22 protein-coding genes are annotated in these 24,762 nt (G+C 38.6%); 20 read left to right on the top strand and 2 right to left on the bottom strand.

Annotated elements, in window-relative coordinates:
- The first annotated feature begins 95 nt into the window (after window positions 1-95).
- From prfB to cccB, 5 genes are all read left to right on the top strand, one after another.
- A protein-coding gene (gene prfB / locus ACFX4E_RS19375) for a peptide chain release factor 2 (RefSeq protein WP_114324550.1) occupies window positions 96-1,194 on the top strand; the annotation gives its coding sequence in 2 pieces (ribosomal slippage) (window positions 96-158 and window positions 160-1,194; 1,098 coding nt in all).
- 305 nt (window positions 1,195-1,499) lie between these two features.
- Entirely contained in the window at window positions 1,500-3,233 is a 1,734-nt protein-coding gene (locus ACFX4E_RS19370) for an alkaline phosphatase D family protein (RefSeq protein WP_371400141.1), read from the top strand.
- 26 nt (window positions 3,234-3,259) lie between these two features.
- Window positions 3,260-3,478: a twin-arginine translocase TatA/TatE family subunit gene (locus ACFX4E_RS19365; RefSeq protein WP_013059745.1), complete on the top strand. Its 219-nt coding sequence runs from the start codon at window positions 3,260-3,262 to the stop codon at window positions 3,476-3,478.
- A gap of 59 nt (window positions 3,479-3,537) precedes the next feature.
- Window positions 3,538-4,254: a twin-arginine translocase subunit TatC gene (gene tatC, locus ACFX4E_RS19360; protein ID WP_028409663.1), complete on the top strand. Its 717-nt coding sequence runs from the start codon at window positions 3,538-3,540 to the stop codon at window positions 4,252-4,254.
- Between the two features lie 124 nt (window positions 4,255-4,378).
- Window positions 4,379-4,693, top strand: a complete 315-nt coding sequence (gene cccB / locus ACFX4E_RS19355) for a cytochrome c551 (RefSeq protein WP_013059743.1) — start codon at window positions 4,379-4,381, stop codon at window positions 4,691-4,693.
- A 25-nt stretch (window positions 4,694-4,718) separates the two neighbouring features.
- On the opposite strand, the gene ACFX4E_RS19350 is transcribed toward cccB, so the two are convergent.
- Window positions 4,719-5,255, bottom strand: a complete 537-nt coding sequence (locus ACFX4E_RS19350; RefSeq protein ID WP_098526051.1) for a flavodoxin family protein — start codon at window positions 5,253-5,255, stop codon at window positions 4,719-4,721.
- 338 nt (window positions 5,256-5,593) lie between these two features.
- On the opposite strand from ACFX4E_RS19350, the gene ftsE reads away from it, so the two are divergent.
- The 8 genes from ftsE (at window position 5,594) to pruA (ending at window position 14,575) form a co-directional block, all read left to right on the top strand.
- Complete coding sequence (gene ftsE, locus ACFX4E_RS19345; RefSeq protein WP_013085414.1) at window positions 5,594-6,280, top strand: cell division ATP-binding protein FtsE; 687 nt, start codon at window positions 5,594-5,596, stop codon at window positions 6,278-6,280.
- Complete coding sequence (ftsX, locus tag ACFX4E_RS19340; protein ID WP_014457813.1) at window positions 6,270-7,160, top strand: permease-like cell division protein FtsX; 891 nt, start codon at window positions 6,270-6,272, stop codon at window positions 7,158-7,160. The genes ftsE and ftsX overlap by 11 nt, the downstream gene beginning before the upstream one ends.
- A gap of 160 nt (window positions 7,161-7,320) precedes the next feature.
- Entirely contained in the window at window positions 7,321-8,529 is a 1,209-nt protein-coding gene (locus ACFX4E_RS19335; RefSeq protein WP_098791949.1) for a murein hydrolase activator EnvC family protein, read from the top strand.
- A gap of 173 nt (window positions 8,530-8,702) precedes the next feature.
- On the top strand, window positions 8,703-10,142 hold the full coding sequence (locus ACFX4E_RS19330) for a S41 family peptidase (RefSeq protein WP_013059738.1): 1,440 nt from the start codon (window positions 8,703-8,705) through the stop codon (window positions 10,140-10,142).
- A gap of 162 nt (window positions 10,143-10,304) precedes the next feature.
- Window positions 10,305-11,495, top strand: coding sequence for a PDZ domain-containing protein (locus tag ACFX4E_RS19325; RefSeq protein WP_025752562.1), 1,191 nt, complete (start codon window positions 10,305-10,307; stop codon window positions 11,493-11,495).
- A 26-nt stretch (window positions 11,496-11,521) separates the two neighbouring features.
- A complete protein-coding gene (locus ACFX4E_RS19320) occupies window positions 11,522-11,746 on the top strand; it encodes a DUF2198 family protein (protein WP_060745846.1) in 225 nt (74 codons plus the stop codon).
- Between the two features lie 315 nt (window positions 11,747-12,061).
- Entirely contained in the window at window positions 12,062-12,976 is a 915-nt protein-coding gene (locus ACFX4E_RS19315) for a proline dehydrogenase family protein (protein WP_098779240.1), read from the top strand.
- A gap of 27 nt (window positions 12,977-13,003) precedes the next feature.
- On the top strand, window positions 13,004-14,575 hold the full coding sequence (pruA, locus tag ACFX4E_RS19310) for an L-glutamate gamma-semialdehyde dehydrogenase (RefSeq protein WP_098332563.1): 1,572 nt from the start codon (window positions 13,004-13,006) through the stop codon (window positions 14,573-14,575).
- Window positions 14,576-14,641: 66 nt separating this feature from the next.
- Here pruA and ACFX4E_RS19305 read toward each other — a convergent pair whose 3' ends face one another.
- Entirely contained in the window at window positions 14,642-16,303 is a 1,662-nt protein-coding gene (locus ACFX4E_RS19305; RefSeq protein ID WP_028409657.1) for a sigma-54 interaction domain-containing protein, read from the bottom strand.
- Window positions 16,304-16,638: 335 nt separating this feature from the next.
- On the opposite strand from ACFX4E_RS19305, the gene uvrB reads away from it, so the two are divergent.
- From uvrB to hprK, 7 genes are all read left to right on the top strand, one after another.
- The gene (gene uvrB, locus ACFX4E_RS19300; RefSeq protein WP_013059732.1) at window positions 16,639-18,618 is read left to right on the top strand and encodes an excinuclease ABC subunit UvrB; all 1,980 of its coding nucleotides are present in this window, start codon (window positions 16,639-16,641) and stop codon (window positions 18,616-18,618) included.
- 6 nt (window positions 18,619-18,624) lie between these two features.
- The gene (uvrA, locus tag ACFX4E_RS19295) at window positions 18,625-21,501 is read left to right on the top strand and encodes an excinuclease ABC subunit UvrA (protein WP_028409656.1); all 2,877 of its coding nucleotides are present in this window, start codon (window positions 18,625-18,627) and stop codon (window positions 21,499-21,501) included.
- Between the two features lie 87 nt (window positions 21,502-21,588).
- Window positions 21,589-21,900 carry a hypothetical protein gene (locus ACFX4E_RS19290; RefSeq protein ID WP_013059730.1) on the top strand — a complete coding sequence of 104 codons (312 nt, stop codon included), beginning with the start codon at window positions 21,589-21,591 and terminating at the stop codon, window positions 21,898-21,900.
- A gap of 38 nt (window positions 21,901-21,938) precedes the next feature.
- Complete coding sequence (locus ACFX4E_RS19285) at window positions 21,939-23,030, top strand: DUF4097 family beta strand repeat-containing protein (RefSeq protein WP_028409655.1); 1,092 nt, start codon at window positions 21,939-21,941, stop codon at window positions 23,028-23,030.
- A 41-nt stretch (window positions 23,031-23,071) separates the two neighbouring features.
- Window positions 23,072-23,266: a PspC domain-containing protein gene (locus tag ACFX4E_RS19280; RefSeq protein ID WP_013059728.1), complete on the top strand. Its 195-nt coding sequence runs from the start codon at window positions 23,072-23,074 to the stop codon at window positions 23,264-23,266.
- Between the two features lie 2 nt (window positions 23,267-23,268).
- Window positions 23,269-23,634, top strand: coding sequence for a phage holin family protein (locus tag ACFX4E_RS19275; protein WP_013059727.1), 366 nt, complete (start codon window positions 23,269-23,271; stop codon window positions 23,632-23,634).
- Between the two features lie 191 nt (window positions 23,635-23,825).
- Complete coding sequence (gene hprK, locus ACFX4E_RS19270; RefSeq protein WP_013085404.1) at window positions 23,826-24,761, top strand: HPr(Ser) kinase/phosphatase; 936 nt, start codon at window positions 23,826-23,828, stop codon at window positions 24,759-24,761.
- The last annotated feature ends 1 nt before the right edge of the window (window position 24,762 follow it).

The raw sequence follows: 24,762 nt of genomic DNA, 5'->3' as shown, positions 1-24,762 counted from the left end.
AGAGTCAATTAGTATAGAATGAATTAGTACAGGAAGGAAATGAGTCTTCTCATTTCCTTCCTGTGCGTCAAAAATAAAATAGAGGTGTTCAACTCATGGATTTAGTAGAAATTAAGCAAGAACTTGACAAAACAGCTAAGCGATTAGCGGACTTTAGGGGGTCTCTTTGACCTCGATACAAAACAAGCTCGTATCGATGAATTAGATGAGACTATGGCTGATCCAAATTTTTGGAATGACCAGCAGGCAGCTCAGACTGTTATTAATGAAGCCAATGGTTTGAAAGATGCAGTAAATCAATTTAACCACTTGGATGAAACATATGAAAATTTACAAGTGTCTCATGAACTTGTAAAAGAAGAATACGATGAAGATTTAGCAGAAGAACTAGTTAGTGAATTAAAAGAGCTTATATCAGGCATGAATGACTTTGAATTACAGCTGCTTTTAAGCGAGCCGTATGATAAAAATAATGCCATTTTAGAACTGCACCCAGGTGCTGGTGGAACAGAATCACAGGATTGGGGTTCAATGTTACTACGTATGTATACGCGCTGGGCAGAGAAAAAAGGTTTCAAAGTAGAAACGCTTGATTACTTACCTGGAGATGAAGCTGGTATTAAAAGTGTAACGCTTTTAATTAAAGGTCACAATGCGTACGGGTATTTAAAAGCTGAAAAAGGCGTTCATCGTCTCGTTCGTATTTCTCCGTTTGATTCATCAGGCCGTCGTCATACGTCATTCGTATCGTGCGACATAATGCCGGAATTTAACGATGAAATTTCAATTGATATTCGTACGGAAGATTTGAAGGTTGACACGTATCGTGCAAGCGGTGCCGGAGGTCAGCATATCAATACAACAGATTCAGCTGTTCGTATTACTCACCTTCCAACTAATGTAGTCGTATCTTGTCAGACGGAACGTTCACAAATTAAAAATCGTGAGCAAGCAATGAAGATGTTAAAATCTAAGCTGTATCAATTAGAAATCGAAAAGCAGCAAGAACAGCTAGCTGAAATTCGCGGAGAACAAAAAGATATTGGGTGGGGAAGTCAAATACGTTCTTACGTATTCCATCCGTATTCATTAGTAAAAGATCACCGCACAAATACGGAAGTCGGAAACACGCAAAGTGTAATGGATGGAGATTTAGATCCGTTTATCGATGCGTATTTACGTTCTCATATTTAATCAAAAGGCAGCATACCTAGGTATGCTGCCTTTTTTTAGTTGTTGGGACTTTGTAAAATTTGGATGAAGAAAAACGAGCGTAAAGAACTATTGTTAAAAAGAAAATTAAGAAAATGCAGAAATTTAAAGGTTACTGTCATCAGTTCTCTTATTTTGTCAATGAAATAAAATGGTTAAAAATACCTGTTCTGCGGCAAGTGCTTCTTTACAATCCTTTATACCCCTTTTACAAACAGTGTTTATAATTTGAGCTAAATCATGAGGAAGGGGCATGTGCAGTGGAAAATAAATCGTTAAACGAATTAATAGAGCAAGTGAAACAGAATAGTTTTTCTTCGAGTAAAGGGTTTGACAGACGGCGTTTTTTACAAGGAGCTGGAAAAGTAGCGGGAGTATCACTTGGCTTAACAATTGCTCAGTCTATTGGTTTAAATGCAGTAGAAGTTTCAGCTGCAGCGCCTAAATTTTCAAGTTATCCGTTCACTCTAGGCGTCGCATCAGGAGATCCTTTAGCAGATAGTATTGTCCTTTGGACAAGATTAGCACCAGACCCGTTGAGTGGCGGGGGAATGCTTAATCAACCTATTCCAGTAAAATGGGAGCTTAGTGAAGATGAAGACTTTCATCGAATTGTCAAACGAGGAACAGAAGTGGCTAGACCTGAACTTGCTCATTCTGTTCACGTTGATGTAAAAGGATTAAAGCCAAGTCATATTTATTATTATCGATTTAAAAGCGGCCATGAGTTAAGCCCGGTCGGAAAAACAAAAACACTTCCTTCAGCAAATGCAGAGGTAGCCAGCATGACGTTTGCATTCGCTTCGTGTCAGCAATATGAACATGGGTACTTTACAGCCTATGAGCATATGGTTAAAGAACAATTAGATTTTGTTGTTCATTTGGGTGATTACATCTATGAATATGGACCAAACGAGTACGTGGCTGCAAGCGGAAACGTTCGTACTCACAGCAGCGCAGAAATTCAAACGCTGCAAGACTATCGAAACAGGCATGCTCAGTACAGGTCAGATGCCAATTTGAAGTCTGCTCATGCTGCTTTTCCATGGATTGTGACGTGGGATGATCATGAAGTAGAAAACAATTATGCAAATGTAATTCCTGAAAAAGGCCAATCAGTAGAAGCATTTATCCAACGCCGAGCTGCAGCTTATCAAGCTTATTACGAACACATGCCTTTGCGCCAAACATCCTTGCCTCACGGAACGGATATGAGATTGTATCGTGATTTTTCATATGGCAAACTAGCTTCTTTTCAAGTGTTGGATACACGTCAGTACAGAGATGATCAAGCAAACGGAGACGGAACAAAGCCGCAAACGCCAGAATCTCTTGATTCCAAACGTACGCTATTGGGGAATGAACAAGAAAAATGGCTGTTTACTAATCTTGAAAAGTCATCGTGTCACTGGAATGTGCTGGCTCAACAAATTTTCTTTGCACCAAGAAAATTTGGAACGGCTGCTAAGCCTACATACAGCATGGATGCATGGGATGGGTATACGGCGAATCGTCAGCGCGTCATGGATTTTATTGAACAGAAAAAGTTGGACAACGTCATTGTACTAACTGGGGATGTACACGCTAACTGGGCTTCTAACTTATACGCGGATTTTGCTAACCTTAATTCTAGAATTATTGGTGCAGAGTTCGTCGGCACCTCCATCACTTCCGGAGGGAACGGAGCAGATAAAAGAGCAGACACGGATAAAATTTTAAGTCAAAATCCCCACCTCACATTTTTTAATGATTACAGAGGATATGTAAGGTGTACGGTAACTCCTGATATATGGCAAGCTGATTATCGCGTTATGCCTTTTGTAACAGAACCTGGTGCAGAAATTTCAACTCGAGCTTCCTTTCAATATAAAAAAGATGGAAAAGGTATGACGGAAGTTGAAGTAAATAACGTGCCGCGTGGACTAAAGATTTCTAAGGAAGTAGAGGAAGATCGTATGCGGGCACACGGGAAAGCACATGAAAAACAAGAGTTGAAAAAGAAAGAAAAAGTCCAGCAGTAAACTGAGTAAGGAAAAGGAGGTCAAGTATGTTTTCTAATATTGGAATCCCTGGTTTGGTTATTATTTTAGTCATTGCCTTAATAATTTTTGGACCGTCTAAGCTGCCGGAAGTTGGACGAGCGTTTGGACGAACATTAACTGAATTTAAAGGAGCAGCAAAAGGGCTCGTATCAGATGATGAAAGTGTGAAAGAAAAGCAAACCGCAACCGTTTCTGAACAAAAAGAGAATGAATCTACATTGTAAGTAAGGAAATAGACGAGGAAACTCGTCTATTTCTACTTGTCAGAAAGGAGAGAAATACAATGGGAGAAATGAGCTTGATGGAGCACCTTGAAGAATTGCGTGTTCGTATCATTAAAACACTTTGTGCATTTGTAGTTTTACTTATTGTCAGTTTTGTATTTGTACAAGATATTTATCAGTGGCTAGTGAAAGATTTGGACGGCAAGCTTGCGGTACTTGGACCAAGTGAAATCGTATGGATTTATATGGTGATTGCATTTGTTTTTGCGCTTGCTTTTACACTTCCAGTAGCTGCTTATCAAGTATTTCGGTTTGTTTCGCCTGGGTTAAAAAAGGAAGAATATAAGGTTCTACTTACCTTCATTCCATTCTTTTTTCTTTTGTTTGTAAGCGGGTTGGGGTTCGGTTATTTTGTTTTATTTCCAATGGTTTTAGCATTTTTAACGGGCTTGTCGAATGATCAGTTTTCACTGATGTTTACGGCGGAGCATTATTTTCGTTTTATGCTTAATCTGTGTTTACCGTTTGGGTTTTTATTTGAAATGCCTTTAGTTGTTCTATTCTTAACGCGCTTAGGGGTTCTAAACCCTTTAAGATTAGCTAAAGCAAGGAAGTTCTCTTATTTTGCTTTAATTGTGATATCTGTACTTATTACTCCTCCTGATTTTATTTCAGATATTTTAGTCATTGTCCCGCTTCTGCTTTTATATGAGCTCAGTGTGACAATTTCACGCGTAGTATACAAAAAACGTTTAGGAAACGAATCAATTGCTTAATCGTATACATAAGTGTGATGAGAGAATTCATGAAATTGAAACAAAGTCCTTGTAAACAGAGTGTTTTAAACATTCTGGAGTAGGTTATAATAGAGTGAAAACTCTACAGCAAGGGGGAGAAGGCTTGAAAAAAGTATTACTGACGTTAACAATCGGTCTAGCGCTTGTTTTGTCCGCGTGCGGCGGAGGAAGCTCTAAAAATGAATCTGCTGGTGAATCTTCAGCGAGTGCAGAAGACATTGTGAAGAAAAACTGTACAGGCTGTCACGGAGTAGATTTAGGAGGAGCGAATGGACCAAGCTTGCAGCATGTAGGCAGCAAGCACTCAGAAGCTGAAATTGAAAACATTATTAACAATGGTCAAGGCGGTATGCCAAAGGGACTAATCAATGAAGAAGATGCAAAAAAAGTTGCTGCTTGGCTGGCAAAGAAAAAATAAGACGGATATCCGTCTTATTTTTGTGTTAAAGCTGCTTTAATTCTTGGTTTAAGACAATGGCTTGCTGTTGAGCTTTGACATCTCTTGCTATGTCTCCAGGTGCATTGGCTTCTCCAATGATGTATCCGCTAAAGGAAGAGCCAATAAAATCGACAATGTATTGAAATTGCATAATAAGAGGAAGAGCTTTTACAGATGCGCCTGTGCCCCCTACTACTAATACATACACGCGCTTATTTTTCATTTGTTCTTTAAAGTTGATTGTCGAATCTCTAAGACTTTCAGACCAACGATCCACAAAGTTCTTCATTAATCCGCTCATACCGTACCAGTAAAGAGGCGTAACAAATAAAATAGTGTCGTGCACTGCCATCTTTTTCGCTATATCATAATAATCATCTTGTTGATTGGTAAACCCAAGTTCATCGTGACGCATATCAGTAATGTGGTTAATGGTATGCCGGCGCAAGTAAACTTCTTCCGTATTGATATCTTTTAAGACTGCTTTAGCTAATTCCTCCGTATTTCCGTTTTCTCGTGAACTTCCATAAATGGTGATCATGTTATCCCTCCTCATCGTTTTTCTTATTTATCATACCTTGTTTGTAAAAAAAGTAGACATGAATGTGCTTTGTCTAACGATATTCGTAAAAAATGAACAGCAAAAAACAACAGAATTAAAAATAAGGATAAATTCTCATACCTTGCTAAAAATATCCTACTTATGTCATATTTGAAATAAAAATGTAATATTTTTGGGGCTTATTTTCACGAAGAGTGATGTTATAATGAGAAAGCGCGTGAGAAGAGTCGAATTTTTGGTTTGGATTGTAGAGTTTTGCCGTATTTTGACAAGTTTTACATAGTATTAAAATAACACACTTGATTAGGTGATTACTTATGATTGAAATGCAAAATGTATATAAAACGTATCCGAACGGTGTAAAAGCAATCAATGGCATTAGCATCAAGATTAATCAAGGTGAGTTTGCTTATATCGTAGGACCAAGTGGAGCAGGAAAATCCACTTTTATTAAAATGATGTATCGTGAAGAAAAGCCTTCTTCAGGAAATATCATTGTAAACGGTGCAAATGTAGCAAAAATAAAAGATAGCAGAGTTCCTATCTTTAGACGTCATATTGGTGTAGTCTTTCAAGATTTCAAGCTGCTTCCAAAATTAACGGTCTATGAAAACATTGCTTTTGCACTAGAAGTAATTGAGCAAAGTCCCGAAGAAATTAAAAAGCGAGTGCTAGAGGTGCTAGAGCTTGTTAAGTTAAAGGGTAAAATGGATTCTTTCCCTGATGAATTATCTGGAGGCGAGCAGCAGCGTGTGTCTATTGCGCGTTCAATTGTGAATAGTCCGAAGGTTGTCATCGCCGATGAACCGACAGGGAATCTTGATCCGGAGACTTCGTGGGAAATCATGGATATCTTTGAGGAGATTAATAAACGCGGTACGACTATTTTGATGGCAACGCATAACCGTGAAATTGTAAATACAATTCGAAAGCGCGTAATTGCGATTGAAAATGGAAATGTTGTGCGCGATGAAGTAAGAGGTGAATACGGATATGAAGGCTAGAACATTCGGGCGCCACTTACGTGAAGGATCTAAAAGTTTAGGAAGAAACGGCTGGATGACATTCGCATCTGCAAGTGCTGTTACCGTGACGCTCTTGCTTGTAGGCGTATTTTTTATGTTGATGATGAATTTAAACCACATTGCTAAATTGATTGAAAATGATGTGGAAATTCGTGTTCACGTTGATGCTGCAGCGACAGCAGATGATCGAAAAGCAATGAAAGAAAAGCTAGATGCAATTAAGCAAGTTGATACGGTGACGTTTTCTTCTAAAGATAAAGAGTTAAAAGATTTAATTAATAGTATGGGTGATGAAGGACAAGCTTTTGAACCGTTTGAACAGCAAAACCCATTAAATGATGTATTTGTTGTTAAAACAAAAGAGCCGACTGATGTCGCAAAAGTAGCTAAACAAATTGAGAAATATCCGTATGCAGCAAAAGTTCAATACGGACAAGATCAAGTTGAAAAGTTATTTAAAGTGCTGAAAGTAGCTCGTAATATTGGAGTAGTGCTGATTTTAGGGCTTCTATTTACAGCAATGTTCCTAATTTCAAATACAATTAAAATTACGATTGTAGCTCGCCGTGAAGAGATTGAAATTATGCGCTTAGTTGGAGCTACAAACTCCTTTATTCGCTGGCCGTTCTTTATTGAAGGTCTGTTTTTAGGGGTGCTTGGTTCTATTGTGCCAATTGCAGTTATTATCGGTGTGTACAGCGTTTTATATAATGAAGTTCAACCTAAGTTTGATGGATTCTTTGAACTTTTACCTGCCTTTCCATTCGTGCTTCAAGTGTCGCTATTATTACTAGTGATCGGCGGTCTAATTGGGATGTGGGGAAGTACATTATCCATCCGTAAGTTCTTACGAAAATAAGAATAGATTTTTAACATAGTAGATTACAACAACCTCACATTTGATGTTTATCAAATGTGAGGTTGTTGTGTAATTACAGATAAAAATAGAAAAAAGTGCTAATGGGGGTCTTGCTAATGCCCGTTTATACGGGGAAATATGTGCAGATGGGGAGAAACAAATGACACGTAAGACATTAGTAATGACAGCAGCAGTTTTAGTTGGACTAAGTGCGGCTTGGATAGGTAATGAAAAAATTGCTTATGCACAAAGTGCCAGCACTACTAAACTCAGTGATTTAGAGAAAAAAAGTGATGATGTGAACCAAAATATTAATCAAAATAAAGAGAAATTAAAAGAGGTTCAAGAAAAGCAAAAAAACGAAGAAGCTGAGATTGCGCGCTTGGATTCAGAGGTCGGACAAACGAATGCAGATATCCGCAGCCGTGAATCTGAAGTAGAAAAAGCAAAGCAAGACATCGAAAAGCTGAAAAGCGAGATTGACGTTGTAAAAAAACGAATTGAAAAACGAAATGAGCTATTAAAAAAACGTGCTCGTGCTTTACAAGAAAACGGCGGGTCTGTGGATTACATAGATGTACTGCTAGGCTCTGAAAGCTTCGGAGACTTTATTAGCAGAGTGAGTGCGGTTTCGACAATTGTAGGGGCTGACCGTGATTTGTTAATGCAGCATGAAGCCGATAAAAAGGCAAAAGAAGAGAAAGAAACAAAAGTTCAAAACAAGCTAACGGAAGTAAATCAAGCGCTTGAAGAACTTAAAAATCTTCGTGCGCAGCTGCAAAAACAAGTGGATGAAAAGAATCAGCTCATGCAAACGCTCAAAGATCAGGAAAAAGAATTTAATGAAGAAGCCGTTGGATTAGAAGAGCAAGCTTCTATTTTAGCTGATCAAAAAAATGCAGCACAAGCTCAACAGCAAGAAATTGAAACAGCCGGGGCAACAGAAGAGGCACCCCCTGTTACAAGCGGGTCGTTTATGAGGCCAGCAAAGGGCCCGGTAACATCTCATTTTGGGTATCGGGAAACGTTTGGAAGAGGACACTACGGTATTGATATTGGAAAGCGAGGAGAAAGTGTCCCAGTTGTAGCCGCAGCAAGCGGAAAGGTAATTAGAGCATATCATTCTTCTTCTTTTGGTAATGCCGTATTTATTCGTCACAATGTAGAAGGTCAGACGTGGGTTACAGTTTATGCTCATCTAGAGAGCTACAGCGTCTCAAGCGGTCAATCTATCAATAAAGGTCAACAATTAGGTTATATAGGGAACACAGGACGTTCGTTTGGTGCTCACTTGCATTTTGAATTGCATAAAGGCGATTGGAAAGGCAAAAGTTCCGCTGTAAACCCTGAAAGTTATATTAAATTTTAAGTTCCTAGCATACGTGGTACAAGCTCAACATATAGTTTAACAAAAAGGCATCGCACTTGATTTGTGTGGTGCCTTTTGCTACAAATAACACATGCATCCTTTTTATTACATAGTTTTGGTTGTATCTATTATAATAAGAAGAGATGGCTTAAGGTTGAGGAGGATGAAAGAACTTGAATCGGAAAATCGTTGCACTATTAATGGCACTCTCCTTAGTTGTTGGAGCAGCAGGTACATATTTTGGCATTCAGTATGCAAATGCTGGAACGGTCAGTACCCCCCTTACAACTTCTTCAAATGATAGTAAAGTGGAAAAGGAAGAGCTAGACAAAATCAAGCAAGCTTATGAACTGATATCTTCAAAATATTACAAAGATGTAGATGACAAAAAATTATTAGATGGCGCAATCCAAGGGATGGTACAAACCTTAGGAGACCCTCACTCATCTTACATGGATAAGAAAACGGCACAGCAATTCACGCAGTCTCTTGATTCATCGTTTGAGGGAATTGGCGCTGAAGTAAGCATGGTAGATGGAAAAGTAACAATTGTAGCTCCGTTTAAACAATCTCCTGCGGAAAAAGCAGGATTAAAACCAAATGATCAGATTTTAAAGATCGATGGTAAAAGTATCGCGGGTCTGGAATTGAATGAAGCAGTATTAAAAATTCGCGGTAAAAAAGGCTCTACCGTGACATTAGATGTTCAACGACCGGGCGTGAAAGAAACGATGAAAGTAAAAGTTGTAAGAGATGAGATTCCAATTGAAACCGTCTATTCTTCTGTTAAAAATGTAAACAATAAAAAAATTGGCTACATGGAAATTACGTCATTCTCTGAATCAACGGGAGACGAATTTACGAAACAGTTGAAAAAACTTGAAAATAAAAATATTGATGGCTTAGTTCTAGACGTTCGGGGAAATCCTGGTGGCTATTTAACGAGCGTTGAAAAAATGCTTGATAAATTAGTAACGAATAAAAAGCCATATATTCAGATTGAAGATCGTAACGGTGAACGTCAAAAAGTGGTTTCTTCAATGAAAAAGCAAAAGGATTATCCAATTGTGGCCTTGATTGATGGAGGGAGTGCATCCGCTTCTGAAATTCTTGCCGGGGCATTAAAAGAAGCAGGAGGATACAAGCTAGTCGGTGAAAAATCCTATGGAAAAGGAACCGTTCAACAAGCTGTTCCAATGGAAGACGGCAGTAATTTAAAATTAACGTTCTATAAATGGCTAACGCCTGATGGAAACTGGATTAACGAAAAAGGTATAAAACCAACGGTAGAAGTCAAGCAGCCGGATTATTATTATGCAAATCCAATTCAAGTTGATAAAAAGCCATTAACACGTGATATGACAGGTGACCAAGTGAAGAATGCTCAAGTGATGCTAAAAGGCCTTGGCTTTGAACCTGGACGTACAGACGGATATTTTAGTAAAGAGACAGAAACAGCTGTAACTGCATTCCAAAAAGCCAATAAGCAAAAAGCTACAGGTGAAATCGATGAAGATACAGCAGCGCTTTTACAAACAAAACTTCTAGAAAAAATTAAATCAAAAGATGAAGATCGTCAGCTTCAAACGGCTTTAAAGCTAGCTAGTCAATAAGAAGTAGAAAAAGTTCCGTGCTTTTCCAAAGCACGGAACTTTTTTAGTAAAAACAACATTGTCGGTTAGTGATGCATTTTGATAAAATAAAGAAGCCTATGATACATAACAATCAATCGTAAATGTTGTAATAAAAATGTGAAAAATACAGGTGGTGAAAAAATGGATTTTGCATTAGAGCTCTTAAAAGGTATCGGGCGTTTGTTTTTACATCCGTTAACTTATCTATTTCTGCTCGTCTCGTTTTTTGTAGGTCTTTCTCGCGTCAAGAGAGAGCGTCAGAATTTTCATGTTCGCGTGTTTGATTTTATTTTAGAAGCAAAATATTTATTTTTTCCAGGTATCATTATTGGGTTGATTTTATCCGTTGTTACCGTGTTGCTAGGTGTCTATGTATCTATAGGAATGATTGTACTTGTAGCTGTTTTAACTTTTATCATAAGCGGTCCGTGGACGTTTAAATGGCTTTCTCCTTCTTACACCGTAGGACTGGCTGTGCTTGCAACCTTGCTTATTCCGGCATCTGGTTTCGGTGAAGGATTTATTCAAACGTGGTCTGTGCAAGCTCATAACGCAGATTTACCTTCTCTGACTATTTTAATGTCTCTGCTTGTATTAGCAGAAGGATATTTAATTTGGAAATTTGGAGCAAAAGGTACGTCTCCAGCCATTGTGAAAAGTAAAAGAGGGCAGGAAATTGGAGCTCATTACTCTCAAAAATTATGGGTTGTCCCGCTTTTTGTCTTAATTCCAGGCAGCGCCATTACGTCTGTGTTTCCATGGTGGCCTGTGTTATCTATTGATGGAACATCATTTAGCCTGTTTTTTGTTCCTTTTGCTATCGGTTTTTATCAGCGAATTCAAAGTATGGTGCCGTTTAAATCTATTGAATTTACTGGTAAGCGTGTATTAGCATTAGGCGTGGGATTAACGATCATTACGATTGCTGCTATTTTTTATCCTCTTGCCGCTGTAGCTGTTGTTATTCTAGCGATCATAGGAAGAGAGTGGATTCGTTTGCAGCAGCGTCGAAGCGATGAAAAAGCGCCCGCACTATTTACTAAGCGTACACAAGGTTTGGTTGTATTAGGAATCATCCCTCATTCTCCGGCAGAGAAAATGGGTTTGAAAGTAGGAGAAGTGATTATTAAGGTAAATGGAATCGCTGTATCTGAAGTCCATAAATTTTATGAAGCATTACAAGTTAATAACCGTGCTTTTTGTAAGCTAGAAGTTATTGACGAAAATGGAGAAGTTCGCTTTACTCAGCGAGCATTGTATGACAACGAACATCATGAACTAGGTATTTTGTTTGTACACAATTATACAAAACGTGATTCACAAGCTGGTTAAAAGACGGATAAAAAGGAGAAATGTTTGTGGAAGTCAAAACGATTGCCGCAGTTTTTCTACCCGCCATATTGCTTCTTCTGTTTGCTAGAGTAACATATAACTTATATGTTGCCACAGCGCTGACGCTTTTGTTGATAGCTGTTTCTGTATATAAAGGGTACGCAGATTATCCGCTTATTATTTTAATAGATTTACTTTCAGCAGCCATCGGTTTTATATATGCAAAAAGCATGCTAGCAGCTGGAAAATAAAGATTGTTGGTTTGATGATAAGTTAATCGCTTATTATTAAACTGTACACAAAAGCTCTCTACACAACGTGGAGAGCTTTTGTGTGTAAAAAAGTGAGTTAGAACTTATAACAATATTGTTTCGGTTCATTTAATGAGCGAGTATAATCAAATTAATTAGACAAATATGTTTATGAATAAAACATTTTAAACACTTATGTATAAATTTATTTAAATAAGTGTACAGAAATGTGAGAAGGGTATAGAAAAATAAAATTATTAATCTGAAAATTTAGTTTATTTTTAATTTTAAAAAATAAAAGGAGGTTTAGGATTGATGGAAGTATTAATGAGAACGATGTTTCAATCGCTTGGCAAAAATCATTCAATGAACAAATTAGCTAAAAAGTATGGATTGAGGATGGGGGCAGCTCGTTTTGTTGCTGGAGACTCAACCGAATCAGCAATTCAAACATCTAAGGAGCTTAACAATAGTGGAAAAGTTGTTACACTTGATCATTTAGGAGAATTTGTTTTTACAGAAGAGGAAGCTAGGTTGTCTACTACCATGTGCATTCAGACACTAGAAGCCATTGCAGAATCGGGCGTTCAATCAAATTTATCATTAAAGATGACTTCTTTAGGATTGGATATTAGCAAAGAGCTTTGTATGGAAAATATGCGCAGAATTCTACACACGGCCAGAATGAATAATATTTTTGTTCGAATTGATATGGAAGACTACTTGCACTGCCAAATCTCCCTTGATATGTATAAAGAATTACGCAAAGAATTTGATAATGTTGGAATTGTGATTCAAGCGTATCTTTATCGTACAGAACAAGATATGAATGACTTACATCAATATCAAGCTAATTTACGTCTAGTAAAAGGAGCTTATAAAGAATCACCAGAAGTATCATTTCCAGAAAAGAAAGACGTAGATGAAAACTATAAAAAAATCATTAAAATGCATTTATTAAATGGTCACTATACAGCTGTAGCAAGTCATGATGAAGAAATGATTCAGTACACAAAACGATTAGTAAGAGAAAATGGTATTTCACATGACCAATTTGAGTTCCAAATGCTTTATGGAATTTGCGTAGAGCTGCAGGACCGTCTAGTAAAAGAAGGATATAAAGTCAGGGTTTATGTTCCTTACGGCATTGATTGGTTTGGGTATTTCATGAGACGCCTAGCTGAGCGTCCCGCCAACGTATGGTTCGTGCTGAAAAACTTCGCGAAATAAATTTCTAATTAAAGGGGACTGGTTGAAATGACAGTAAGTACAAAAATCTCAGTTTTTAAAAATGAACCGTTTACTGATTTTTCGTTAGAAGAGAATAAACAAGCGATGCAAGCGGCGTTAATGAAAGTGAAAAAAGAACTGGGACAAACATATCCTCTCACGATTGGAAAGGATAAAATCTCAACAGAAGAAGTGATTGTCTCTACGAACCCGGGAAAAGTAGATGAAGTGATTGGCAGAGTAAGCCGTGGCACTAAAGCTTATGCTGAGCAGGCAATGCAAGAAGCATCAGCAGCATTTCAATCATGGAAGAATGTCTCGCCTGCTGAACGTGCTGATTATTTATTCAAAGCAGCAGATCTGATGAGAAAAAGAAAGTATGAATTTTCTGCCATGCTCGTTTATGAAGTGGGGAAAAACTGGGCAGAAGCTGATGCGGATACCGCGGAAGCTATTGACTTTATGGAATTTTATGCGCGAGAAATGATTCGTTTAAGTGAAACGAATGAGCATCGGCCTTTAACGCCAGTAGAAGGTGAAACAACAGAGATGACGTATATTCCTTTAGGCGTAGGAGTAGTCATTTCACCTTTTAATTTTCCCCTTGCCATCATGGCTGGAACGACTGTAGCTGGAATTGTATCTGGAAATGCAGTTATTTTAAAGCCAGCTGATTCTGCACCGGTTATTGCTGCGAAATTTGTTCAGTTGATGGAGGAAGTCGGTCTTCCGTCTGGTGTTCTGAATTTTATCCCTGGAGATGGCATAGAAGTTGGAGAATATTTAGTCGAACATCCTCAAACTCGTTTTATTTCTTTTACGGGATCAAGAGAAGTAGGATGTCGCATTTATGAACGTGCTTCAAAAGTGCAGTCTGGACAAATTTGGCTGAAACGCGTCATAGCTGAAATGGGAGGAAAAGATGGCGTTGTAGTAGATGAAACGGCAGACTTAGACGCGGCAGCGCAAGCGATCGTAGCATCTGCGTTTGGATTTCAAGGCCAAAAGTGTTCCGCTGGCTCTCGAGCGATTATTGTAGAATCTGTTTATGAAGAGGTTGCCCAAAAGGTAGCCGCATTAACAAAAGAATTAACCGTCGGACTGCCTGAAGACAACCCTTCTATGGGACCTGTTATTGATCAAAAAGCGTATGAAAAAGTATTAGCCTACATTGAAATTGGCAAAGAAGAAGGAAAGCTTATTGCCGGGGGAGCTAAAGCTCCCGGAAATGGCTACTATATAGAACCTACAGTATTCAAAGATGTGGATTCAAAAGCACGAATTATGCAAGAAGAGATTTTTGGACCGGTCCTTGCGTTGACAAAAGCAGCTAACTGGGAAGAAGCCATTGAGATTTACAATGAAACTGATTACGGTTTGACGGGAGCCTTTTTCTCTGAAAGCGAAGAGAGAATTCAAAGGGCGTTAGCTACCATGCACTGCGGTAACTTATATATTAACAAAAAATGTACAGGAGCATTAGTTGGCGTCCATCCTTTTGGCGGTTTTAATATGTCCGGAACGGACTCGAAAGCCGGAGGGTATGATTATCTTCTATTATTTACACAAGGGAAGATGACAGCGAGAAAACAGAAATAAGTTCAGTCTATAGGAAATCAAAAAATTCGACACGAAGCATCTTTAGCTTCGTGTCGAATTTTTTGATTAGTTTAGTCCGTATTCTTTGATTTTGTTGTAAAGGGTGCCGCGTGAAATGCCAAGCAGATCTGCTGCTGCACTTTTGTTTCCATAGGTTTTTTGAAGAGTCTCTTCTATTAGCCTAGCTTCTTGAAGAGAATCTTCTTCTTTTTGAACTTCTGTGAAAGAACTTGCATCCTTCAGATTGTCAGGAAGGTGCGTCAGGGTAATCAACGACTGATCACTTAGAAAAATCATTCGTTCAATCGTATTTCTCAGCTCGCGAATATTGCCTGGCCAATCGTATTGCATAAAGGCTTCGAGAACTTCAGAGCTAATGAAAGGAGCCTTCTTTTTATACTTCTTGCTGAATTCCTGTACAAATTGCTGTGTTAATGCTTCGATGTCTTCTTTATGGTCTCGAAGCGGCGGAATAATAATGTTGATGACGGTCAGTAAATAGTAAAGATTTTCATGGAATTCACCGGCTTTTAGCAACTCTTCCAAAGGCGTCGTGGTAGAGGCTACAATTCGGGTTTGAACTTGAATTTCTTCCGTGCCTCCAACGTGATAAAAGGATCGTTCTTCCAAGTAACGGAGAAACTTAACTTGAATTTCAAGAGGCATTTTATCAATTTCTTCAATAAATAACGTCCCGTTGTGAGCCTGCTCCAGTTTTCCCGCAATGGTAGTTGGATCTTCTGAAAAGACATCTTTTTGATGACCAAAGAGCTCAATTTCCAGGAGTCCCGATGGAATAGTGGCGCAATTTAAAGATAAAAAAGGTTCTTTATGTTTGGATCCACCGTAGTGGATAGCCTGAGCCAGCATTTCTTTCCCAGAACCAGGTTCTCCCGTTAATAAAATAGGCATATCTGTAGATGCCACTTTTTTGGCAATGTCAACGGCTTGCTTAATTTCAGGACTGATACCCGCGAAAGAAGAAAATGGATTATCTTTTGGGATGAGAAGAGACACATCAATTTCTTCATTTAATCTTACAATATTGGTAATGTCATGTTCAGTTGCGACTCCACCTATGACTCGATTGTTTCTTATAATAGGAGATGCATTGATGAGCACGTGAGTTTGTTCATTAGGACGATGATACGTTCCGCGTACAGGGCGCCCTTCATTTAGAATCGTATGTAGAATGATGGATTCATCTTTGAAATGCTCTCCGATTTTTCTACCCATAATATCATCTCTCTGAATCTTATACGTATGTTCCGCAGCAGTATTCCACAAGATTACATTTCCTTCATTATCGACGGCTGTCACTGCATCATTAATGGTTTCTGCCAATGTATCAAAATAGGAAGCTAATATCTCATTTTGGCTATGCAAATGTGTAATCCACTGTGAAGGTGTTACAAGTCCTATTGTGGTTTCTTGGTTTTCTGCTTGAATGAGGACTGGTCTGTTCCAGTTTGTGTTGGCTTGTAAATTGGCTAACGTAGAAGTAGAAGATGAAGGCCAATTTGTATCCGCTATTACTTTTTTTATGGACGATGCCTCGTCATGACCTGTTAACAGGTATCGTTCATCTTTTTGTATTACATAAAAGGTACTTGCTGTGACTATAACGAAGTCATAGTTTGAAAGTTCAGATTTCACTTTAGCTAAAGAAGTTGATTCTTCAACTGTTATAAAGGAGTTATTTATAAGAACTTGATCAACGCTTGCCATACTAAACCCCTCTCAGTACATATTTTTTATACTGTATCATAATTTAGAAATTGGCGCAAAAGCCTATCTCTTTCAAACAATTATGCAGCTTACTTTCTTTTATTGCTTTCATCTAAAGAGTTGTATTCCCTTCGAAAAGGGTAGTATAAGAATTTAGTGGGTAATAAAGTAACAGGGTAAAAAATAAAAACAAACAAACACTATATAAGATTAATACTCATTAGTTTCATTTATGATTATAAAGTGATAAAATACGAATATCAGTTCGTGTTTTCGGTTTTTACATATCGTAATAAAAATAGATAAAACAAGAAAATGGAAACGGAGGCCTTCATTTGAAAGATCAGTTTGAATTAGTATCCCCATATCAACCGCAAGGTGATCAGCCAAAGGCAATTGAAAAGATCGTGAAAGGAATTAAAGAAGGTAAGCAGCATCAAGTTTTGCTAGGTGCTACAGGAACGGGAAAAACCTTCACCATGTCTAATGTTATTAAGGAAATAAATAAGCCGACACTAATTATGGCTCATAACAAAACGCTTGCTGGTCAATTGTACAGTGAGTTTAAAGAGTTTTTTCCTAATAATGCAGTTGAATACTTTGTCAGTTACTACGATTACTATCAGCCTGAAGCCTATGTACCTCAAACAGATACATTTATTGAAAAAGATGCAAGCATTAATGATGAAATTGATAAACTTCGTCACTCGGCAACGTCTTCTCTCTTTGAACGAAAAGATGTCATTATTATTGCCAGCGTGTCCTGTATTTATGGTTTAGGTTCTCCGGAAGAATACAAAGAAATGGTCGTATCTCTTCGAGTAGGAATGGAAAAAGAGCGTAATCAGCTGCTTCGTACGCTAGTGGATGTACAGTACGAAAGAAATGATATTGACTTTAAGCGCGGAACGTTTCGCGTTCGCGGTGATGTTGTGGAGATTTTTCCTGTATCTCGAGATGAACACTGTATTCGCGTTGAGTTTTTCGGCGATGAAATTGACCGCATTCGAGAAGTTGACGCTCTAACAGGAGAAATTATTGGAGATCGTGAACATGTAGCTATCTTCCCGGCATCTCACTTTGTCACGAGAGAAGAAAAAATGCGTGTTGCCATTCAAAATATTGAAAAAGAACTAGAAGAACAGCTAGAGAAGCTAAAAGAAGCAGGAAAGCTTTTAGAAGCGCAGCGCTTGGAGCAGCGCACGCGCTACGACCTAGAAATGATGAGAGAAATGGGCTTTTGTTCGGGAATCGAGAACTACTCTCGTCATTTAACGCTTCGTCCCGCTGGTTCTACACCTTATACACTGCTGGACTTCTTCCCGGAAGATTTCCTTCTTGTTGTCGATGAATCACACGTTACGATTCCTCAAGTTAGAGGAATGTACAATGGAGACCAAGCGCGTAAACAAGTGTTAGTAGACCATGGTTTCCGCTTGCCGTCCGCATTAGATAACCGCCCGCTTAAATTTGATGAATTTGAACAGCATATTAACCAAATTGTTCATGTTTCTGCAACACCAGGTCCTTACGAACTTGAGAAGGCACCTGATGTAATTGAACAAATTATCCGTCCAACAGGATTATTGGATCCAAATATCGAAGTTCGACCAATTGAAGGACAGATTGATGATTTAATTGGAGAAATTCACGACCGGATTAAGCGAAATGAACGAGTGCTCGTTACGACGTTAACAAAGAAAATGTCTGAGGATTTAACGAACTACTTAAAAGAAATTGGCATTAAAGTTCAATATCTTCACTCTGAGGTGAAGACGCTCGAGCGTATTGAAATTATCCGAGAGCTGCGGCTTGGAAAATATGATGTGCTCGTAGGAATTAACTTACTTCGTGAAGGTTTAGATATTCCGGAAGTTTCGTTAGTAACCATATTAGATGCGGATAAAGAAGGATTCTTGCGTTCAGAACGATCGCTTATTCAAACCATCGGACGTGCTGCGCGAAATGCTAATGGACATGTCATTATGTATGCAGATCGCATCACAAACTCCATGGATATTGCTATCAATGAGACCAAGCGTCGTAGAAGTATTCAAGAAGCTTACAATGAAGAGCATGGTATTACACCGACAACGATTCAAAAAGAAGTTCGAGGCTCAATTCGTGCAACAGTAGTAGCAGAAGATACAGAAACGTATGAAGAAGCACCGGCATTTGATAAGCTCAACAAAAAAGAAAAAGCAAAGCTCGTAGAAGAAATGGAACAAGAAATGAAAGAAGCAGCCAAAGCGCTTAACTTTGAACGCGCAGCTGAGCTTCGTGACTTGATTCTAGAATTAAAAGCGGAAGGGTGATAAAACATGGCGATGGAAAAAATCGTGGTAAAAGGTGCACGAGCCCACAATTTGAAAAATATCGATATTGAAATCCCGCGAGACAAATTAGTGGTATTAACAGGGTTATCAGGTTCTGGTAAATCTTCTTTGGCTTTCGATACAATCTATGCAGAAGGACAAAGACGTTATGTCGAGTCGCTTTCGGCATATGCAAGACAGTTTTTAGGTCAAATGGATAAGCCCGATGTAGATTCAATCGAAGGATTGTCGCCTGCTATTTCAATCGATCAAAAAACAACGAGCCGAAACCCTCGTTCAACCGTCGGAACTGTGACCGAAATCTATGACTATTTGCGTCTTTTGTTTGCTCGTGTAGGAAAGCCGATTTGTCCTAATCATGGAATTGAAATTACATCTCAAACGATTGAGCAAATGGTAGATAGAATTTTAGAGTACCCTGAACGCACAAAACTTCAAGTACTGGCACCTGTGGTATCTGGACGAAAAGGTACCCACGTAAAAGTGTTAGAAGATATTAAAAAGGAAGGGTACGTTCGCATTCGAGTAGACGGAGAAATGCGTGAAATAACAGAAGAAATTGAACTGGAAAAAAACAAAAAGCATTCCATTGAAGTAGTGATTGATCGCGTTGTTGTAAAAGAAGGTGTAGCCGCTCGTTTGTCGGACTCTTTGGAATCAGCTCTTCGCCTTGGAGAAGGGAAAGTAATTATTGATGTGATAGGTGAAGAAGAACTGCTTTTTAGTGAGCATCATGCTTGTCCAAAATGTGGTTTCTCCATTGGAGAACTTGAGCCCCGCATGTTTTCATTTAATAGTCCGTACGGGGCGTGTCCAACGTGTGACGGGTTAGGAACGAAATTGGAAGTGGATAAAGATTTAGTTATTCCTAACTATGACTTAACGCTTCATCAGCACGCAATTGCACCTTGGGAGCCAACAAGTTCTCAATACTATCCGCAGCTGCTTGAAGCCGTATGTACACATTACGGCATCGATATGGATGTGCCGGTTCGAGATATCCCGGAACATTTATTTGATAAAGTATTATATGGCAGCGGTAAAGAAAAAATTTACTTTCGCTATGAAAATGATTTTGGCCAAGTAAGAGAAAATCATATCGAATTTGAAGGTGTGCTTCGGAACGTAGAACGCCGTTATCATGAAACAAGTTCTGATTATATCCGTGAGCAAATGGAAAAATACATGGCTCAGCAAGCTTGTCCAAAATGTAAAGGAAATCGTTTAAAACGCGAAAGCTTAGCGGTGCTTATTGACGAAAAGCATATAGGAGATACAACCCGCTTCTCAGTAAAAGAAGCATATGATTTTTTTGAAAGTCTCAGCCTATCTGAAAAAGACATGAAGATTGCAGATATGATACTGCGTGAAATTCGTGAGCGTCTAAGCTTTCTCATTAACGTGGGGCTTGATTACTTAACATTAAACCGTTCTGCTGGAACTCTCTCAGGAGGAGAAGCACAGCGGATCCGTTTAGCTACTCAAATTGGTTCTCGTTTGACGGGGGTTCTTTATATTTTAGATGAACCTTCTATCGGTCTTCATCAGCGTGACAATGATCGCTTAATTCGCACGATGCAAGATATGCGCGATATTGGAAATACGTTGATTGTTGTAGAACATGACGAAGATACGATGATGGCAGCTGATTATTTAATTGATATCGGACCAGGAGCCGGCGTACACGGGGGGGCTGTTGTTTCTCAAGGAACGCCTCAGGAAGTGATGGAAGATGAAAACTCTTTAACGGGTCAATATCTATCAGGAGAGAAGTTTATTCCTCTTCCAGCGGAAAGACGGTCAATAGATAAAGATCGGATGATTGAAATTATAGGAGCAAAAGAGAACAATTTAAAAAACGTAAAAGCAAAGCTTCCGTTAGGTATGTTCACGGCTGTTACAGGTGTATCTGGATCAGGTAAGAGTACGCTCGTAAATGATATCCTTCATAAATCATTGGCGCAAAAGCTGCATAAAGCAAAAAGCAAAGCAGGAGAACATAAAGAAATCAAAGGTATTGAACACTTAGATAAAGTCATTGATATTGATCAGTCTCCCATAGGCCGTACGCCTCGTTCGAACCCTGCAACGTATACAGGTGTATTCGATGACATTCGAGATGTATTTGCCCAAACAAACGAAGCAAAGGTGCGCGGATATAAAAAAGGCCGTTTTAGCTTTAACGTGAAAGGCGGCCGCTGTGAAGCTTGTCGAGGAGACGGTATTATCAAAATTGAAATGCATTTCTTGCCAGATGTATACGTCCCTTGTGAAGTCTGCCACGGCAAACGATATAACCGTGAAACTTTAGAAGTGAAATACAAAGATCAAAACATTTCAGATGTGTTGGATATGACAGTTGAAGATGCGCTTCACTTCTTTGAAAACATTCCAAAGATTAAGCGGAAGCTGCAGACAATTTACGATGTAGGACTTGGCTATATCACGCTTGGACAGCCGGCTACTACTTTATCCGGTGGAGAGGCACAGCGTGTAAAGTTAGCTTCAGAGCTTCACCGCCGCTCAACAGGAAGAACGCTGTACATTTTAGACGAACCGACTACCGGTCTTCATGTCGATGATATTGCACGATTATTAAAAGTGCTCCAGCGTTTAGTTGAAAATGGAGATACGGTTCTAGTGATCGAACATAATTTAGACGTTATCAAAGCTGCTGATTACCTTCTTGATTTAGGGCCTGAAGGTGGAGATAAAGGCGGACAAATTGTGGCTACGGGTACGCCAGAAGAAGTGGCAAAAGTAAAAGAATCCTATACGGGTCATTATTTGAAGCCAATTTTAGAACGTGACCGTAAGCGTATGGAGAAAAAAGTTGAAAAAGCAGAGGCATTAACTCGTTAAAAGACACCAGCATTGGTGTCTTTTTTATAAAGAATGAAACTTTTTAACTCATTAAAACGTAATACATGATATAAGGAGCTGATTATTATGGAAGGAAATCGCATACTATCTTCCTTAAATTATTTTAGCGTTTTCTTTGCACCATTTTTATTACCTATTATTATTTATTTTGTTGTTCATAACATAGAAGTAAAGAAACATGCAAAAACTGCATTTTTGTCACATTTATTACCTATCGCTACAGCGATCTTGTTCTTATTTTTCTTGCTTCCTGCTCTTACTGGCTCTAGTGGAACGGTATTTATTCTTTTAATTGTAGCTTTAGTTGTTGTTTCTTTAGTTAATGTTGTTGTGTTTGTATGGAATATTGTAAAAGGGATACAAATATTAAGCAGATAAAAGTTAAATGACTAAAACGTAAAGAGGAGATGGAACGTATGAGTGAAAAGCGTAAACAAATTTTACAGATGGTAGAAGAAGGGAAACTTAGCGTAGATGAGGCTTTAACTTTGCTAAATTCACTGGAAAAAGACTCAGCTAATGATTCTTCCTATGCTACGCCTGATAAAGCTGAGCTATCCCCTTATGTAGGAGGAAAACAGAAAAAAACGTACGCTTCTAAGTCATCTCAAAGCTCTTTAAAGGAAAAATTATTTACATTTGTAGATCAAACAGTAAAAAAAGTAAAAGAAGGAGATTTAGATTTTAACTTTGGTCCTTCGATTGACGTTCAGCACATCTTTCAACAATCAGAAGCATATATTCAAGAGATTGACGTAGATTTAGCAAATGGAAGCGTTCAACTCCGACCTTGGGGAAGTACAGAAGTACGAATAGAGTGTGAAGCTGCTATCTACAAAGTAGAGAATTCGGATGAAGCGCGCCGCACTTTCTTGCAGCATACGGCATTTTCCATCGAAAATGGCAAATTGCGCTTTGCAATTCAGCAAAAGCAAATGAAGGTGAAAGCGATTATTTATATTCCAGAAATGGAATATGAACGCGTCAAGCTCCGTATGTTTAATGGTTCAATCGATGGGGAAAGACTAAGCGTACGAGACCTGAAAGCCAAAACAGCTAATGGTACCATCCGCTTTTACGATGTGAACAGCCATTCTCTTGAAATGGAGACATCAAACGGGCATATGGAACTTTCTCGAATACTCGCTTCGAAATGTGAGCTTGAAACAATCAATGGAACGGTTAAATTTGATGGAGATACAAAAAAGATTGATGTTCAGACATTTAACGGAGATATTGATACGTATTTAAAAGGAGAGCGCATTGAAAAAGCATTTTTCAAAACGACTACAGGAAGCATTACGCTCTATACGCCGCCTCACCTCTCCGTTGATGGAGATTTGAAATCTAACTTTGGGAATTTTACGTGTACACTTCCTGAGATGGAAATAGTAGATGAGAAAAAAGAAACGGTGATAAAACAACTTCGTTTCAAAGCAAATGTCGCTTCGCCGAAAGGCTATAAATTGTTAGCTGAATCCAAAACGGGCTCAATTGTTATAAAATAGAAAACGCTTGTTTTAGTAAAAAAACAAAGGAGATGATTAACGTGCGAAAGTTGTATCGTTCGCGAACAAATCGCAAGCTTGCGGGTGTTATCGGCGGTATTTCTCAGTATATCGGAATAGATGCTTCACTACTCCGCGTATTGTTTATCATCAGTTTATTTTTTACAGTAGGTACTCCGGTCATTTTATATATGATTTTTGTGTTTTTAGTTCCAAATGAAGAAGGAGATTTCTAAAGATGTTATTGCGTGGAATCATTAGTATTTTAATCAATGCCCTCGTATTAATCGTAATTGCAGGTTATATCGACACTTTCCACTTGGAATCAGTCAGTGCAGCTATTATCGCCAGCTTGATTCTATCTATTTTGAACGTGTTTGTTAAGCCAATTTTAATTTTACTTACCCTGCCGGTGACATTTCTTACGCTTGGGCTGTTTTTATTCGTCATTAATGCCATTACGCTGATGATTACACAAAGTGTTATGGGAGATTCTTTTAATATTGACGGGTTTGGTACAGCACTTTTAGCCTCAGTAATTATGTCGCTTTTAAATGCGCTTATTCAACGAGTGATTGTTGAACCGCTTCAAAATAGAAGATAACTTTCTTGCAATATTTAATTTTCTAAAAAAGATGGTAAGGCGATGCAGCCTATGCCATCTTTTTTTTCTTTTCTTTCTGTATTAATGATAAAATAAAATGGCTAGTAGAACCAAACGCGACATAAAAGCGAGAGTTGGATATACTGTAGACATGAACAGATATATGACTGTTCATAAAAGGAGGATGCACGGTGGTTAAAGTACGTACAAAAGACATCATTGAGAAATTTAAATTAGAGCTTATTAGCGGAGAAGAAGGAATCGACCGCCCTATTTCAACAAGTGATATTTCACGTCCAGGTATTGAAATGGCAGGTTATTTTACATATTACCCAGCAGAACGTATCCAGCTGTTAGGTAAAACAGAACTATCATTTTTTAAACAATTAGATGATGAACAAAAAAAAGTTCGAATGGAAAAGATGTGTACAGATATCACGCCGGCTATCATTGTTTCGCGCGAAATGGATGTACCGAAAGAACTTATCGAAGCTTCAGAGCGTGAATCAGTTCCTGTGCTGCGTTCAAGCTTTAAAACAACGCGACTTTCCAGCCATTTAACGAATTTTCTTGAAAGCCGGCTAGCACCTACTACCGCCATGCACGGCGTATTAGTTGATATATACGGAATTGGTGTATTAATCATGGGGAAAAGCGGCGTTGGTAAAAGTGAAACAGCTCTAGAGCTTGTTAAGAGGGGACATCGTCTAGTAGCCGATGACTGTGTGGAAATCCGTCAAGAAGATCAAGACACGCTTGTAGGAAATGCGCCTGGTTTAATCGAGCATTTGCTTGAAATTCGAGGACTAGGGATCATCAATGTGATGACGCTATTCGGCGCAGGAGCTGTACGAAGCTATAAGCGAATTTCACTTGTTATTCAGTTAGAGACATGGGATCAGCAGAAACATTATGATCGCCTTGGTTTAGAAGAAGATAAAATGAAAATTATTGATACGGACGTTACAAAAATTACATTGCCAGTACGTCCGGGACGAAACTTAGCTGTTATCATTGAAGTGGCGGCAATGAACTTCCGCTTAAAGCGTATGGGTATTAACGCAGCAGAACAATTTTCCGCACGTCTAACAGATGTAATTGAAGAAGGAGATCGTGAAGATTTATAAG

Source organism: Priestia sp. YIM B13491 (assembly GCF_042787605.1).
GTDB classification, from domain to species: domain Bacteria; phylum Bacillota; class Bacilli; order Bacillales; family Bacillaceae_H; genus Priestia; species Priestia megaterium_E.
This window is presented reverse-complemented; position numbering and strand designations above follow the sequence as displayed.

What these genes read in the sequence shown, in the direction of transcription:
- ACFX4E_RS19275 (WP_013059727.1), top strand. Translation starts at nt 23,269, where the DNA reads ATGTTATTGCGTGGAATCATTAGTATTTTAATCAATGCCCTCGTATTA.
- uvrA (WP_028409656.1), top strand. Translation starts at nt 18,625, where the DNA reads ATGGCGATGGAAAAAATCGTGGTAAAAGGTGCACGAGCCCACAATTTG.
- ACFX4E_RS19335 (WP_098791949.1), top strand. Translation starts at nt 7,321, where the DNA reads ATGACACGTAAGACATTAGTAATGACAGCAGCAGTTTTAGTTGGACTA.
- ACFX4E_RS19325 (WP_025752562.1), top strand. Translation starts at nt 10,305, where the DNA reads ATGGATTTTGCATTAGAGCTCTTAAAAGGTATCGGGCGTTTGTTTTTA.
- ACFX4E_RS19365 (WP_013059745.1), top strand. Translation starts at nt 3,260, where the DNA reads ATGTTTTCTAATATTGGAATCCCTGGTTTGGTTATTATTTTAGTCATT.
- ACFX4E_RS19290 (WP_013059730.1), top strand. Translation starts at nt 21,589, where the DNA reads ATGGAAGGAAATCGCATACTATCTTCCTTAAATTATTTTAGCGTTTTC.
- tatC (WP_028409663.1), top strand. Translation starts at nt 3,538, where the DNA reads ATGGGAGAAATGAGCTTGATGGAGCACCTTGAAGAATTGCGTGTTCGT.
- ACFX4E_RS19305 (WP_028409657.1), bottom strand. Translation starts at nt 16,303, where the DNA reads ATGGCAAGCGTTGATCAAGTTCTTATAAATAACTCCTTTATAACAGTT.
- ACFX4E_RS19315 (WP_098779240.1), top strand. Translation starts at nt 12,062, where the DNA reads ATGGAAGTATTAATGAGAACGATGTTTCAATCGCTTGGCAAAAATCAT.
- ACFX4E_RS19285 (WP_028409655.1), top strand. Translation starts at nt 21,939, where the DNA reads ATGAGTGAAAAGCGTAAACAAATTTTACAGATGGTAGAAGAAGGGAAA.
- ftsE (WP_013085414.1), top strand. Translation starts at nt 5,594, where the DNA reads ATGATTGAAATGCAAAATGTATATAAAACGTATCCGAACGGTGTAAAA.
- ftsX (WP_014457813.1), top strand. Translation starts at nt 6,270, where the DNA reads ATGAAGGCTAGAACATTCGGGCGCCACTTACGTGAAGGATCTAAAAGT.
- ACFX4E_RS19350 (WP_098526051.1), bottom strand. Translation starts at nt 5,255, where the DNA reads ATGATCACCATTTATGGAAGTTCACGAGAAAACGGAAATACGGAGGAA.
- pruA (WP_098332563.1), top strand. Translation starts at nt 13,004, where the DNA reads ATGACAGTAAGTACAAAAATCTCAGTTTTTAAAAATGAACCGTTTACT.